Origin of the sequence: Campylobacter showae CC57C (genome assembly GCF_000344295.2) — a bacterium.
In the GTDB taxonomy this organism is placed as follows: domain Bacteria; phylum Campylobacterota; class Campylobacteria; order Campylobacterales; family Campylobacteraceae; genus Campylobacter_A; species Campylobacter_A showae_B.
The window spans coordinates 21,397-35,613 of record NZ_AOTD01000211.1; the positions used below are offsets into that span (position 1 = coordinate 21,397).

18 protein-coding genes and 1 other RNA gene are annotated in these 14,217 nt (G+C 44.3%); 5 read left to right on the plus strand and 14 right to left on the minus strand.

The window, feature by feature from the left end:
- Positions 1-615: 615 nt before the first annotated feature.
- From H740_RS08015 to H740_RS08060, 12 genes are all read right to left on the minus strand, one after another.
- A complete protein-coding gene (locus tag H740_RS08015) occupies positions 616-1,014 on the minus strand; it encodes a type II toxin-antitoxin system PemK/MazF family toxin (RefSeq protein WP_002953085.1) in 399 nt (132 codons plus the stop codon).
- 76 nt (positions 1,015-1,090) lie between these two features.
- On the minus strand, positions 1,091-1,231 hold the full coding sequence (locus H740_RS12220) for a hypothetical protein (RefSeq protein WP_231679335.1): 141 nt from the start codon (positions 1,229-1,231) through the stop codon (positions 1,091-1,093).
- Positions 1,232-1,473: 242 nt separating this feature from the next.
- Positions 1,474-1,836, minus strand: a complete 363-nt coding sequence (locus H740_RS12225; protein WP_002953087.1) for a hypothetical protein — start codon at positions 1,834-1,836, stop codon at positions 1,474-1,476.
- Positions 1,837-1,898: 62 nt separating this feature from the next.
- The gene (locus H740_RS08025; RefSeq protein ID WP_002953089.1) at positions 1,899-2,672 is read right to left on the minus strand and encodes a phage antirepressor KilAC domain-containing protein; all 774 of its coding nucleotides are present in this window, start codon (positions 2,670-2,672) and stop codon (positions 1,899-1,901) included.
- Positions 2,669-2,905, minus strand: coding sequence for a hypothetical protein (locus tag H740_RS08030; RefSeq protein WP_002953090.1), 237 nt, complete (start codon positions 2,903-2,905; stop codon positions 2,669-2,671). Before H740_RS08030 ends, H740_RS08025 begins: the two co-directional genes overlap by 4 nt.
- Complete coding sequence (locus H740_RS08035; protein WP_002953093.1) at positions 2,902-3,132, minus strand: hypothetical protein; 231 nt, start codon at positions 3,130-3,132, stop codon at positions 2,902-2,904. The genes H740_RS08030 and H740_RS08035 overlap by 4 nt, the downstream gene beginning before the upstream one ends.
- On the minus strand, positions 3,125-3,385 hold the full coding sequence (locus H740_RS08040; protein WP_002953095.1) for a hypothetical protein: 261 nt from the start codon (positions 3,383-3,385) through the stop codon (positions 3,125-3,127). Before H740_RS08040 ends, H740_RS08035 begins: the two co-directional genes overlap by 8 nt.
- Before the next feature lies 1 nt (position 3,386).
- Positions 3,387-3,578, minus strand: a complete 192-nt coding sequence (locus H740_RS08045; protein WP_002953098.1) for a helix-turn-helix transcriptional regulator — start codon at positions 3,576-3,578, stop codon at positions 3,387-3,389.
- Between the two features lie 158 nt (positions 3,579-3,736).
- Positions 3,737-4,546: a hypothetical protein gene (locus H740_RS08050; RefSeq protein WP_002953101.1), complete on the minus strand. Its 810-nt coding sequence runs from the start codon at positions 4,544-4,546 to the stop codon at positions 3,737-3,739.
- Positions 4,547-5,764 (minus strand): tyrosine-type recombinase/integrase, encoded by a 1,218-nt coding sequence (locus H740_RS08055; RefSeq protein WP_002953103.1) that lies wholly within the window; start codon positions 5,762-5,764, stop codon positions 4,547-4,549.
- 282 nt (positions 5,765-6,046) lie between these two features.
- Positions 6,047-6,404: a transfer-messenger RNA gene (ssrA, locus tag H740_RS11545) on the minus strand.
- Between the two features lie 66 nt (positions 6,405-6,470).
- Positions 6,471-6,878 carry an Hpt domain-containing protein gene (locus H740_RS08060; RefSeq protein WP_002953104.1) on the minus strand — a complete coding sequence of 136 codons (408 nt, stop codon included), beginning with the start codon at positions 6,876-6,878 and terminating at the stop codon, positions 6,471-6,473.
- Positions 6,879-6,963: 85 nt separating this feature from the next.
- Between H740_RS08060 and panB the strand changes: the two genes are divergently transcribed.
- The 3 genes from panB to ruvB all read left to right on the plus strand — a co-directional run bounded on the left by panB (position 6,964) and on the right by ruvB (position 10,157).
- Positions 6,964-7,767 (plus strand): 3-methyl-2-oxobutanoate hydroxymethyltransferase, encoded by an 804-nt coding sequence (gene panB / locus H740_RS08065; protein WP_002953108.1) that lies wholly within the window; start codon positions 6,964-6,966, stop codon positions 7,765-7,767.
- Between the two features lie 183 nt (positions 7,768-7,950).
- Positions 7,951-8,838, plus strand: coding sequence for a tetratricopeptide repeat protein (locus H740_RS08070; RefSeq protein ID WP_002953111.1), 888 nt, complete (start codon positions 7,951-7,953; stop codon positions 8,836-8,838).
- A 299-nt stretch (positions 8,839-9,137) separates the two neighbouring features.
- Positions 9,138-10,157 (plus strand): Holliday junction branch migration DNA helicase RuvB, encoded by a 1,020-nt coding sequence (ruvB, locus tag H740_RS08075; RefSeq protein WP_002953114.1) that lies wholly within the window; start codon positions 9,138-9,140, stop codon positions 10,155-10,157.
- Between the two features lie 331 nt (positions 10,158-10,488).
- On the opposite strand, the gene H740_RS08080 is transcribed toward ruvB, so the two are convergent.
- Together H740_RS08080 and H740_RS08085 are read right to left on the minus strand one after the other, a co-directional pair.
- Complete coding sequence (locus H740_RS08080; RefSeq protein WP_002953115.1) at positions 10,489-10,932, minus strand: hypothetical protein; 444 nt, start codon at positions 10,930-10,932, stop codon at positions 10,489-10,491.
- Positions 10,929-11,222, minus strand: coding sequence for a hypothetical protein (locus tag H740_RS08085; RefSeq protein ID WP_002953117.1), 294 nt, complete (start codon positions 11,220-11,222; stop codon positions 10,929-10,931). Before H740_RS08085 ends, H740_RS08080 begins: the two co-directional genes overlap by 4 nt.
- 277 nt (positions 11,223-11,499) lie before the next feature.
- On the opposite strand from H740_RS08085, the gene H740_RS08090 reads away from it, so the two are divergent.
- Together H740_RS08090 and H740_RS08095 are read left to right on the plus strand one after the other, a co-directional pair.
- Entirely contained in the window at positions 11,500-12,540 is a 1,041-nt protein-coding gene (locus tag H740_RS08090; RefSeq protein ID WP_002953119.1) for an AI-2E family transporter, read from the plus strand.
- Positions 12,541-12,691: 151 nt separating this feature from the next.
- Positions 12,692-14,026 carry an OprD family outer membrane porin gene (locus H740_RS08095; RefSeq protein ID WP_002953120.1) on the plus strand — a complete coding sequence of 445 codons (1,335 nt, stop codon included), beginning with the start codon at positions 12,692-12,694 and terminating at the stop codon, positions 14,024-14,026.
- The last annotated feature ends 191 nt before the right edge of the window (positions 14,027-14,217 follow it).

The window sequence follows — 14,217 nt, forward strand, 5'->3', positions numbered from 1 at the left end:
TGGGGCGAGTGCTTTCCGTTGATTGTAGGCTATGGTTTTTACACTTATGGCTACTATTTGATTTTATTCCCCGCTCGCTTGTTTCACTCGCTCGCTACTTTAAGGGAAAGAGGCAAGATTTATCAAAAAGGCGGGATTTTTGAGGGATGAAAGGTAAATGATACCCTACATACTAAGGGGGTCTGAAACTTAAATTGCGTTTTTTTACTCTCTGTGCGAGTGCGAGCTAGCCCCGTGTGCGTGCTAGTTTACGCTTTATCGAGGTGTCAAAATCCGTTTATTTTTCGTTATTGGAGTTGATAACGGGTGACAACGAAAAGCGATACACGTTTTAGCGTTTCTTAAAGTAAATAAAACGGGCAAAAAATAGCTTAAGGTTCGGGTGCGGTTTTTGGTAAATTCGGGTTGATTTGCGGGCGATGAGGTTACGGGCGCGTTACGATGTAACATTACGGCTTTATTTGATACTCTCTTGCTATCATAAGCTATCAGATAGATTTATTTTACTTGACTTTTTAGGCTTTAGGTTGTATAATTCGAAAATTACCAAAGCCCCCGCTTTGGATTTGGGTTGAGTTTAATCACTCGGCTACCCGGGCTTAGCACCCGGGGTAATCATCTAAAAAAATCCCTTAGCTTTTCTTTTACGGCGTTAAAATCCTCGCTTGTTATTCCGCCTTTGCGCGCATTAATCACTCTTTTCGTGTCAAATAGCCTTATTTGCGTAAGTAGCACTACTTGCTCTTTGCCGTCGGTGTCGGTAAATTTATGATACGCAAAACCGCTTTTGTTTTTGGTCTTTGGGCTTATCGGCACGCCGATAAACGCTTTTTTAAAAACGGCCTTGACGACTAGCACGGGTCTTAAAAACTTATCGCCTTTACCGTAAATTTCCGTGCCGATATTTCGCCCTATGCTTATCCAGTAGATTTTACCTGCTTTTACGTAACCTTGCTTTGAGCCGTCTAGCTCTTTTTTAATCTCGTTCCACTCGTCGAATATTTCGTTATTCATTAGTAGCCTTTTTAGTGTTTGAGCTAAATTTTACGAAAATCAGGCTTAAAATCTTTTCACAAGCTATCAGAGGTTATCACGCCCTTAGCTCTCTTTTGTTATTCTTTGCCTTGCATGCGAGCTTCGGCGCGGTCTGCTTGGTAGCGATGTCGATTATTTGCGAAAAATCGCGCACGGCTTGGCGTAATTGTAGCTCTAGGCGCTCGGCTCTAGGCAATAACGCAGGCTTATTTAAGTCGATTATCGGGGCGGTAGCTTCGGCGCGATACAGCGGTAAATTTAGATTATTCTTTTTGGCTTTGTCGTAAAAATAAACGCGCTCTAGTGCCGTAAGCCCCGTTTTTATATACGTCGTATCGCCTATTTGGATTTTGTCGAATACGTCCAGGTTAAACGGCTCGGGGCGGTCGAAACATAAATCGATACTCGAGACGTTATTAACCGCGCTTAAAAGCTCCGCTACGAGGTCAAAGGGCGGGGCGGGCTTTTGATATTGCTTTGCCCGTAAAACTCAATCACGGCGCGCTGCCTGCACTCGTTCGGGGCTTTTGTAGTAGCGTAGAATATGCTTAGATTTTCGAGTTCGTAAAGCTCGGTTATTTTTAGCCCTCGAAACTCGTAACGATTGGATATTTTTATCTCTTTTGTATCTTGCATTTTTCGCCACTTCAAGCCGTGATTTTTGGCTATGCTTTTAAGTAGCTCTATTTTGGTGTAGTGCTTGTGCGTTACTCTGTTTTTTAGGAAACTCGCGCGTATGGTGTCTATGGCTATGCTAGGCGTTTCAGCTAGTATTTGGGTAATTTGGGGTAATATTTCCACGTTTTACAATCCAAAGGGGGCGGCTCGCTTGACACTAACCGCCCCCCTAGAAGTCTTTAAAATTAACCCTCTGCTAATTGAGGCGCATTTTTTGCTTTTATCGCCTCGATTAGCTTTTTAGCTAACTTTACTTGACCCCTTGGCGTTATTAGAGTGATGAGGTTTAGCCCGCGCTCGCCGTTTGGCTTTGTAAACGTCTGCGGCTTGCGTCTAAAATAGCCCATATTTAGATATTTTTGCAAAGGCTCGTTATTGAGCATTAAAATCCCCAGCTCGCGCATTAGAGCGAATAAACGTATCTCGCCCGTGTCTATGCCCTTATCTTTATCGCAAAGTATTTTCGCATACTCGCCTATTTTAATATCGCCCTTGCTAACCTCAACGGCTCGCGCGAAATCTACGTAAGGCTCATCGGCTTTTACTTTGCACTCTAGGCGTTTTACTTCGTCCTGCGTATCGGCTAGCCTCAAAAGAATATCGGCAGCCGCTCGCGGGTCTGCTAATACGCTTTGAATAGTAACGGGGCGATCGTGACCGGTTAAGATGTAATCGCTTGCCCAATCTCTAAAAGCTACGGTTTGGGGCGTTTCCGTCAGTTTAAAGCCTAGAGTTATTACGCCTTTTTTAGTCCAAAAAGTCTGCTTTGCGTTATCTGTTGCATTTTGCAACAGATAAAAATGCACGCCCTCTTTAAACTCGTTCCTAGCTTTTTGTGAGCGGATAGCCTCCTCGCTTACGCCAAATCCCTCGGCTACTTGTTTATTTGATAAACTCCAAGTGTCTTGATACTCCGAAATCTCTAAATTTAGATTGTTAAATGCTACTATTGCGCTCATATTTTGCCCCCTAAATATCTTTTAGCTTTTTGGAAATCGTCGATACGCCATAATTTAAACCGCCTTTTAGGGGTATTTGCTTCCGTGCACCATCTAAATTTAACGATTTTTTCTCTAAAAAGCTCTACTAAATACTGATTGGCGTTACTTATGCCAAATACTCTTCCCGCGGTTATTTCCGTTCCGTCCCACATCATTTTTATTAATGCCGTTTTATGTTTGCTTCGCATCATCGGTTATTTTCCTCTCTTATGCCTGCTTTTATTTCTAGCTCTTTTATGCTCTTGCTCTGCGTCTGCACGATATGAAACAAATCATAAGCGCAATCTAGCAAAGGTTGAGTGGCGCCGTCCAGGCTCGCCACCTTGTAGGTATGTAAATGCTTTTTAAAAGCCTTTAGCATAACCTCATCGCCCGCGCTAAAGCAAAGTTTGCTAGGCGTAAATACTAGCTTACTCATTGTTTGCGCTCCTTTGAAAAAATCGCTCTCTTAGCCGTTGATTTTCGGCTTGGAGTGCTTGGGGTTGATCGCGCTGTTCGTGTAGGACTTGAAATAAATTAAAGGCTACTGCGAGCCCTTGATTTAATCCCTCTTTGTAGTCGCTAGGCTCGTCGCTTATCGCAGATTTTAAGACGCCCGGATAAACTTCGCCTAGCATTCGCGCAAAGTCCGAATAAAGCCCTTTTTCGGTTTCGTTTTCAAAGGCTTTCATATTACGCGCTCCTATCTTGTAAATACGCGTCTAGCTCGCTCTTTAAAAAGCGGATAGTGCGCTCGGTTAAGCGTTTTGGCTTCGGGAAATCGTCGCGTTTCATAAATCGCCATAACGTAGCGGTCGAAATGCCTAAATACTGCGCCGTTTCTTTTGGGCTTAGCGTGGCGTTCTTTGTGATTAATAGGTTCATAATAAAAACTCCTCTAAGGTGTTGTTTTTATTCATTTGCTAGCGTATGAATATGAGCGAAAATTTAGCAGATAATGCGGATAGTGTAAAACTCTGAAAATGTCTAAAATTGGGTTATTCTCTAGGATTTACCATTTTTGGACTTTTTCAGAATATTTTTTAATTTAATGGTTTTATGGATGTTATTATTTTATCTTTTATCTTTGTTAATAAATTGGCTAGTTCCCTAATATCGTCTGTCGCCTTTAGCCCATATTTATTATTTATTGTAAATAAAAAGCTTTCTATTTTTGCCCTGCTTGGCGGCTTTTTGTAGTATGCGTCCATCTTGACGACGCCTTTTTTTATTGTAAATCTCTCGCCCGTCATCTCTGCGCCCACTGTTGAGGCGCACCCATCTTTTTTAATCTTCTCCATTTCATTTTTTAAGTCGGCTAGCACACTATCAATTTCTGTTCCGTTATCGGAAAATGGGCGACGCAAAAAATCAATAAGGTTTAATTTTAATCCTGCTTTTATTAAATCAGCGCAGGGTAAAGTGGTTTTGTTAATTAAAAAATTTATGAAGTCATCTATTATCTTAATATCTTTAATTATCTCTTTTTGGGGTTTTGTGCGGGGTTTATTTTTGTAGATAAAATCATCATAAACATAAGATAAAAAAAGTTTAGCCATTTTTGTCATTTCGTTTTTTATGGTTTCTTTTTCGCTTGGATGGTCTAAAAAACAAAAGTAGCTTTCTGCGTCATCTAGTATATTATCAATCTCATCCCTAGATACACTCCAAAAAAAAGAGGCGTGTTTTTTGTTTGCAATTCTAAGAGCCTCAGTAATTGCAATGGCTTTAAATTTTAATTTAAAACTAATAAATGGCGTCGGGGCTTGAATTATGTTTGGTTGCATAAGCAATAAGGGCGTGCTATTGGCTAATGCGCTTTTAAGTTCATCTAATAAAATTAATCTAGCCATTTATTTTCCTTTCACTTCGTCCAAATAATCGCTCCACCACTGCATAAGCTCGGCGCGCTCCTCTAGTCTTTGGCTTCTGTCGTAGATTGATTTTATTTTATTGCGCTCTCTGTGGTCTAGGCAAAGTTCTATTATTTCCGCGTCTTTGCCGTGTCGTTTGATATTTTCGTTTAGTAGCGTCGAGGCGGTCGCCCTTAGCCCGTGAAATACCGTCTCATCGCCAAAGCCTAGCCGTTTAAGTGCGTAGTTGAGCGTATTCTCGCTTAGCGGTTTTAGGCTCGTTATGTCGCTAGGAAATACAAACTCGCCCCGCCTTATCTCGTATTGAGCTTTTAAAAGCTCTTTTACTTGCCTGCTGATCGGCACGGCGAAGTCTGCGCCCATTTTCATATCGCTAGCGGGAAATACGATGAGGTTTTTATCAAAGCTAACGTATTGCCATTTTAGCTCTCTGACGTTCGCGCTGCGTAAAAAGGTGTGTGCGCCGAATACTAACGCCTGCTTGGTGCTGTTTGAGCCTCTAAAGCCGTCAATCGCCCTTAAAAGCTCGCCTAGCCTCTCGGGGTCTGTTATCGCTCTAAAGTTCTCGCATTTTGATGTTTTAAAGGTATTGGCGAAAATAATATCCCTCGTCGGGTTATGTTCGATGTAGCCTTTATTGACGGCTAGGTCTAAAATCTTGCGAAGTAGCCTAAACGTGCGTTTGCTCGTGTCGTGGCTTATGCCTTTTTTGGTTTCGGTCTCTTGTATGCGCTCGATGACCTGCGCGTAGTCTCTGCGTGTTAGCGTTTTAATGTCGCCGTCTTTTAGATAGGGCATAAGGTAGTTATTTATCCGCCCCGTTTCTCTGCTTAGCGATGAGGTGCTTTTTGTCTGCTCTTTTTCTACCCATTCGCGCGCCGCGTCCTCAAATTTAACCGCCTTTTGAGCTATCACGGCTTTTTTGATGTCCTCGCCTCGCTCTTTTAGCCTTTTTAGCTCGGTCGCTTTGGCTCTTGCTTCGGCTAGCGTGATACTAGGATACTTACCTATGATGATTTGATTGGTTTTGCGCTCCTCGTCGGCATATCTAAAAATAAAGGTCTTGCTTACGCCGTTTTTGGTCTGCGTCGCATAAACGTAGAGGTATGGAGTAGAAATATCTTTTATCCACTCTCTAGCCTTGCCGTTTTTAAGCGCATAATTTTTCAGCTGACTATCTTTCGCAAATGTCGCCATTTTCTCGCCTTTTTAAGTCCTTTTTAAAAAGTGGGCTAGGGTTCGGTATCTCTTTAATTCTCCACTTTAATAATGTCAAAGCGTGCGATTTTTAGGGGTTTTCACTTCGCCCGTTTTTTGAGTGTGTAAAAATCTCGGTTTTTAGTCGCCCACACTCAAAAACACACTTATTTTCTTGAAAATGTATGATATTGTATGAAATCTTATGAAATGCTAAAAGCGGCTTAAAGCTCGTATTTTCGGGCTTTTTGAAAGCTTTTGAAATCTCGTGAAAATGACACTTGGTGGAAGCGAGGGGGATCGAACCCCTGTCCAAAAACAAACCGATCACAGCCTCTACACGCTTAGCAAAAGTGAAAATTTCATCTAAAAGGGCTCACTTTCCAAAACCTTATTTTAGACTAAGACAAGATTTCGGCTAGCAGCTCGTCAGGCCGCCAACCTACGCTAGCTAGGGTTACTCGCCGTTATCTTAGCTAGTATCGGACTAGGCGAGGCTCAACTGAACTTACGCAGCTTTAGCGTAAGCAGGAGCGTAGTTAACGTTGTTTGCGTTTAAATTTATTTGAGCTTTTTACGCTTTGCTCAAAGCGACGTGCCACCGTGACCGCTCTGCTCCTGTCGAAGCCAAGTCGCTCCCGTAAGAATAGGCTAAAATTAGCCTTGTTTTAAAGGTTGTGGATTATATTATTTTTTGTATTTTTTGTCAAACGTCTAGTTTTTGGGGGATTTTTACGATGTTTGCATCTAAAACCCCGAAAAACTCCGCATCGGTTTCTATATCGTTTTTGTATTTTTCAAACTGATCGCTCACCAAAAGCAACCAGTCTACAAAATCGTCATTTGCGGGCCCTTGCAGCTCTCTAGCCTCGCCGCAAATTTCCTCTGCTAATGTCGTTAGTTTAAATATCGGATTGAGCTTCATAAAGCTCGAGGCGGATTTTATGTTGTGAAAAATTCTAAAAAGCTCGTTGATGTTGGCGTTATATCTATCGTTTCTAGCTAGCCCGATGATGAGAGGTTCCATCAGGTCGCACATCAAGGAGTAATGCGACAAAAACTCCTCCACAATATCGTAAGAGTAGTCTATCTCGAGGCTTTTTAGTATTCCCATTTATTTTCCTTAAAATTGTTGGCCTGATTGTATCATTTTTTTGATAAAATTAAAAATAAAATACCTAAATTTAAGGATGAAATTTATGTTAAAAAATGACAAAAAAGTTACAATTTATGATATAATTAATAAAAAGGGTGTAGAGCCTATCGTTATGATCACGGCTTACGACGCTCTTTTTGCACGGCTTTTTGATGATTACGTCGACATTATCTTAGTGGGCGACAGTCTAAATATGAGTTTTAACGGCAAAAAAGACACGCTAAGCCTAAAAATGGACGATGCGCTTTATCACGTTAAGGCCGTTTTGCAGGGCGTAAAGCGCGCTTTTGTCGTGGCCGATATGCCATTTGGCAGCTATCAGGATGAAAAATCCGCGTTAAAAAACGCGACTAAATTTATCAAAGCCGGTGCGGACGCAGTCAAATTTGAAGGCGGTTTAAAAGCCGCTCCTATCGTAAAAAGGCTAGTGGGCGAGGGTATAAACGTGATGGCCCACATCGGACTCATGCCTCAGTTTGTGCGAAAAGAGGGCGGCTACAAGATAAAAGGACGTAGCGAGGCTGACGAAGCACGCTTGATCGAGGAGGCAAAAGCTCTCGAGCGTGCTGGAGCGTTCTCGGCCGTGGTCGAGGGTACGTTAAGTCCGGTTGCGGCAAAGGTCGCAAAAAGCGTGCAGATGCCTATCATCGGTATCGGCGCGGGTATCGACGTGGACGGACAGGTGCTCGTGTGGAGCGATATGCTCGGGTTTTTCGACGAGTTTAAGCCTAAATTCGTAAAGCGCTATCTCGACGGTGCAAATTTGGTGCGAACTGCGGTAGAAGCCTATGCTTGTGAGGTTAGAGAAAAGACCTTCCCGAGCAAGGAGTTCGAGTATAAATTTTAGCTTGTTTCGAGCAAATCTCGTCGGCGGGGCAAATTTGATCATCCGGTAAAAGGTGGCAAATTTGGTCCTTAGGCGTTAAATTTGATGAACGGAGGTTGGTTTAAAATTTACCCGTTCCCCGTCAAATTTGACGGGCAAATTTAGCTATCAAAACAAGACTGGATTGAAAACGAGGAGCGAGTTTTGAAAATTTTATTGATTTTAGCGACGTTTTTTAGCGCACTAGCGGCTTCAAATCCGAATTTTGGGCTAGGCATCGACAGTCTTGGCGAGCAAAGCGAGCAAGCGCAGAACGAGAAGCGATTTTCTAAGCGCGAGGAGGCCGCTAGACAGGCTATCGAAAATGCCGACTATGACGCAGCTTTTAAGATTTTATCGCCGCTTTGCCAGGAGGGCGACGCGATGAGCTGCGCGGCGCTGGGTAGTATGCATTTTAGCGGGCTAGGAGCCCAGAAAAGCAACGAAAAAGCCGAGCTTTTCTTTGAAAAATCTTGCGAGCTGGGAAATGGCACGGGGTGCTTTGATCTGGCGCTTTTAAACGTCAAGGAGGTTTTTGGCGCCAAGGATGAAAATAAAATATTTCGCCTCTACGAAAAAGGCTGCGAGCTAGGCTCTGAAGCGGCTTGCAACAACCTCGGCCTCATCTACGAATCACAAAACGATCTCAAAAAGTCCGTAAATTTATACGCCAAAGCGTGCAGGAAATTTGACGGCGCGGGCTGCTACAACTACGGCAGGATGATGCACGAGGGTCTTGGAGCGGAGCGCGATCTAGCAAGCGCGTACAAGGCTTTTGACACCTCGTGCTACATGAAAAACGCGCTTGGCTGCTATGCCCTGGGCTACGTTTATGAGCACGCGCAGGGTGTGGAGTTCGCGGTTTATGACGCGTACGACGGCTATTCGCGCGCTTGCAAGCTCGGCAACGACGACGGCTGCAGGGCGCTCGGTTTTGAAAACTACGAAAAAAATATTGAAATTTACGAAAAATTCGAGTCTATCGCGGAGGGGTGTAAATTTGGCAACGATAGCGATTGCAAGCTTTTAAAAGCGAGGATAGCGGAGTTTTAAGCTCGGGCTGATTTTCGGCGACGCTCGGCCGTTTTTCTGTCAAATTTAAGCTGATTTTTGAGATTTATCCGCTTCGGCGAGGCGGATAAATTTAAGCTTTGTTTGATTTTAAAACCCTAGCCTTTACGGCGCCAAATTTGACGCTACCGTCTTAAATTTGCTTTTTTTATTCAAATTTAATCACCTCATCTCCCAAATTTACTGTCGAACTCCGAGTCAAATTTAAACAAAGCTCAAAGCCAAAACTTACCCAAATTTTTGTAAAATGCGGCAAATTTACGAAAAACAGAGCCGAAAAAATGGATAGAATAGTCGAAATAGAAAAAATAAGCTTCGAGAACGATTTTGAGGTGTCGCTGCGCCCCACGCGCTTTGAGGACTATATCGGGCAGGAAAAAATCAAGCAAAATTTAGGCGTATTTATAAAGGCTGCCAAAAAGCGCGGCGAGTGCCTGGACCACGTGCTTTTCTACGGACCGCCGGGCCTTGGCAAGACGACGCTGGCGCACATCATCGCAAACGAAATGGGTGTGAGTATCAAGATGACGGCCGCACCCATGATAGAAAAAAGCGGCGATCTGGCGGCGGTGCTAACAAATTTACAAGAGGGCGACGTGCTGTTTATCGACGAGATACACCGCCTAAGCCCCGCGATCGAGGAGGTGCTGTATCCCGCGATGGAGGACTTTCGCCTGGATATCATTATAGGCTCCGGTCCTGCGGCGCAGACTATCAAGATCGACCTGCCTAAATTTACGCTCATCGGCGCTACGACGCGCGCGGGTATGATTTCAGCACCTCTGCGAGATAGATTTGGCATGGATTTTAGGCTGCAGTTCTACACCCGTGAGGAGCTGGCTCGTATCGTGCAGATCGCCTCGGTAAAGCTCGGAAAAGAGTGCGAAAAGGCCGCAGCTCTCGAGGTCGCTGCTCGCTCGCGCGCTACGCCTAGGATCGCACTGCGGCTGTTAAAGCGCATAAGAGATTTTGCCGAGGTAAACGACGAAGCTATCATCTCGCAACCTCGTGCCAAAGAGGCTTTGGACGCGCTTGGCGTAAACGACATCGGTTTTGACGAGATGGATATCAAGTATCTAGAGATCCTGCTCGCCGCCAAGCGCCGCCCGATGGGGCTAAGCACGATCGCGGCGGCTCTAAGCGAGGACGAGGGCACGGTCGAGGACGTGATCGAGCCCTATCTGCTCGCTAACGGCTACATCGAGCGCACGGCAAAAGGCAGGCTAGCTAGCGCCAAAGCCTACGAGGTGTTTAAGCTCAAATTTGACGGCAATGCGCAAAAAGGATTGTTTGAGGATTGAGGTGGGAAACTGGGCTCAACCATAAATTTTAATCGTCAAATTTTAATCGCTTTTTTGCTCGGGATTTTATCTCGGGTTTAAATTTAACGAGCATAAAAATCGTCGTCGTTTGCGCGCGTGTCAAATTTGATCGTATTTTTGTTGAAAATTAAGAGGGGCGTGAATTTAGCCGCTACGAAATTTTGTCAATTTTAAAACGAAAGTCGTAGGTTTGGTAAAATTTGAGCGAAAATCGCGCGAAAATTTGATTTTATTTACGGCTTGGAATCGTGCGATGGGGTGGTAAATTTCGGCGCAAAAGCAAAAACCCAAAGCGCCGAAATTTGAAATTTTATCTAAAACTAAACGACCAAGTGCCTTTATTTGTCTCAATCTGCGTTTCTAGAGGATCGCAGTTTACGCTAATTCCGCTTTTCTCTCCAAAATTAAGCTCAAGCGCATTATCCTTGCCGTATTTATCGTAAAAATCCGGTATAGCTAGAGTTTCGATCATTTCGTGTTTTTTAGCGTCATTTACAACCACGCTGTATTTATCCTTCCTAGCAATAAACCTAAAAGAATATTTATTATCTTTAGATGTTTTATACCAAAATGCAGGACAGTTTCCCCTGTTTACAATCAGTCCATATATCCTAAGTCCGTCTTCTAGCGAGGTTATGATAACCGCTCCTCCTCTAACCTGCACCTCAAGAGGCGCCTCATCCGCCGCCTTTGCTCCTTCGCTGCCGCAGCCTATGAGTATCGCCGCAGCTAACGCTAAACTTAGCTTCGTCATTTGTCTTCTCCTTTTAGTTTTTTGATAGCTTCTTTTCTTTGCCCGTCTTTGGGCTCGCCAAGGCTAGGTAAAGTTTCTAAAAGCCCTGCAGCAAGCTCCTCGGAAATCAAAAAATAGCAAGGATCGCCGCTTCTAGTAACGGGATAGCCGTTTTTGCCCTCCATGGAGCTTTTCCACCTCATACCTACGCGCCAGCCGCCCATACTACCGCTAAAACCATAAACAACCTCAAAGTCACCCTTTTCGTAAAACGTTTCGGGCTTAACGTCAAACGGATAAAAACCGCTCATTAATCTCCTTTAAATGAAATACAAAAAGGCATTCTATCCCCCCCCCTTAAAAACCAATTAATCTTGCACTCAAATTTGCCTCCTAATTTTTCTCTTAAGCTTGCCGGATCCGACCAAAAATAGCGTTAAATTTGCCGTATGCGCTTAGATGTCCGCCGCTGTCCCGCGCGCATCTAAATTTACGCCTGATTTACCCAGCCGTGCCAAAGCCGCCGCACACCTGCCCGTCTGCAAAACCCCGCAAAATCTGATATAATAAGCCCCTCAAAGGAAAAAAATGAATAATCGAGTGTTTTTCGGCATCTTCGCTCTTTGTGCATTGGCGCTGGTCGTGTACCTTTTTAAGCCATTTTTGCTAAATATCTTTATCGCCGCATTGCTCGCGGTCGCCACCTCAAACGTAAACGTCAAATTTTTACAGCTAACCAAGGGCAAAAGGACGCTCTCGGCGGCTCTTACCACGCTTGCGCTGTTTTCGCTATTTATCGCGCCGCTTTTGTACGCCGTGATCGAGCTGGCTAAACACGCGGCGAGCTTTAACACCGGCTACATAACAAACACGCTAGATTATTTTCAAAGCGGCAAATTTCAGCTACCAGAACCGATCAAATTTCTAGAACCAAAAATCAAAGAGATAGTCGCCGATATCGACGTCAAGGCCATCTCGGCAAATCTCATCGCAAATTTAGCCGGTATCGGAAAATCAAGCGTAAATTTTCTCGTAGACATGATTTTTATCCTCGTGTTTTTCTTTTTTGCGGTGCTTTACGGCAGCGAGCTCGTGGGCTACCTAAAAAGCGCGCTTCCGATGAAGGAGAGCGAGAGCGAGTTTATCCTCAGCGAAGTGGCCAACGTCATGAGCGTCGTGCTTTATTCTATCGTGATAAACGCGATTTTGCAGGGTTGCCTCTTTGCTATCATCACGATTTCCTACGGCTATAACGGCTTTTTGATGGGCATACTCTTTGCCTTTACTTCGCTCGTGCCAGTCGTTGGCGGATTGCTTGCTTGGGGGCCTATTAGCCTTTACGAGTTTGCTAACGGCAACACAGCGGCTGCGATCGTCATCGCCGTCTATACCATCGTCGTGATCTCCATCGTCGCAGATACGTTTTTAAAGCCGATCGTGATTAAATTTATCAACGATAGACTCGTCAAAATCCCGACTAAAATAAACGAACTGCTGCTATTTTTTTCGATGATTGCGGGCATAACGACCTTTGGCTTTTGGGGGCTTATTTTGGGTCCTGCGATCGTGACGTTTTTTATCTCGACGATCAAGCTTTATACATTGCTTAAAGAGCGCGCCGTCGTGTAAATTTGCCTAAAATCGGCGATATTTTTAGCAAATATCACAAATCTAACGCGAATTTTATTATTTTCTGTGCTATAATCCTTAAATAAAAAAATTAATGTTCCGCATTAAATTTGCGGAACGTAAATTTGCTAAATTTAACCAAGGAGTTTGTATGAAACTAGCAAAACTAAGTTTAGCCGCCGTTTTGGCGCTTGGCTTTTTAGGCGCCGCAAACGCAGCCGACACTTTTGGGGAAGCGTTTACCAAAGGAAAACTAGCGGGCAAGACCCAGGCTACCTACGTCGATCAAAAAGACGAACGCGCGCCGATACACGACGAGCAGCTGACGTCTATACAGCTTGAGCTTGGATACGTGACCGATCCGTTTTACGGCTTTAGGCTCGGCGTTACGGGACAAGGCAACTTCTTGCCGTTTAACAGCATGAGAAAAAGCGGCACTCTATACGACAAAGAGTGGAGAACGCAAGGCGCGGTAATGTCCGAAGCGTATCTAGGCTACGGTATAGGCCAGACCGATATAAAATTCGGCCGTCAATACGTAAATACTCCGCTAGTAGCGGGCAACCCGACTCGCGCATTTAAAGAGGCATTTGAGGGTCTAACGATCGTAAATAAAGACATACCAAACACAACTTTGATCGGCGGCTGGTATTATAAATTTCAAGGCAGAAGTGCCGTCGTAACAGGCGGCAAAGAGGGACGCGCTCCGCATTTTAAAGACAGAGTAATCGTCGGCGGCATGGGGCCTGTGGCGTATGAGTTTGATAATATCTTTACCGGCGCGGTCATAAATCAAGGCATCCCGAATCTAAAACTAACCGGCGCATACGCTAGAGTGACCGATCTTAGGCGCGGCGCTTTGCAGGGCGACATCAACTTCTACCTAGCCGAGGTTAACTACAAAGTACCCGTCGGCGACTTTAAGCTTGGTTTTGACGCGATGTATAAGGGCTCTCGCACTACAAGAGGCTTAGAAGATCTAAACTACGACGGAAATATGATCGGCCTAAGAGCGGGCATTTATGATTTCGTGGGCTTTAGCGCCTCTTATGCTTATACGACCGTCGGCGATAACGACGCCTTGGCGTTTGGTCTAGGTAATGGCCCCGGCTCATACACGCTACTTCCTATCCGCGGACCTTTCGTATTTACGGGCTATGCGGGCATGAATACGCATAAGCTTTTGTTTGAATACGACTTTAAAGAGGCGGGTGCCGAAGGCCTAAAAGCAAAACTGCATCTAGTAAAAGGCAAACAAGACGCTCCTCATCGCAACGCCGGTCCGACCGCAGCTAACACGCATATGAACGTCAAGGGTTGGGCAGCTCAGGCTAGCTACGATATATCGTGGGTTAAGGGACTAAGCGCAAGCGTCACGTACACGGCTCTTGAGAGAAAAAACTTTGACGCTATGGGTGCCGTTAAAAAGACCGACAACAACGAGCTTTGGTTGCAAGTAGGATATAAATTTAACCTTCTAAACTAGCTACTTTTAATGCGGACGCAAATTTGACGCGTCCGCAATTTCTTTTTATTTTGTTTTATTGTCGCAAATTTAGCTTCGTAAAACCGGCATAAATTTGATCTTTTTGAGCAAATTTGCACTTAAATTTAAAAGATAAAATCAAGAACAGTTAAATTTGATAAAACGAGATTTGAAAAAATAGCGTGGACTTA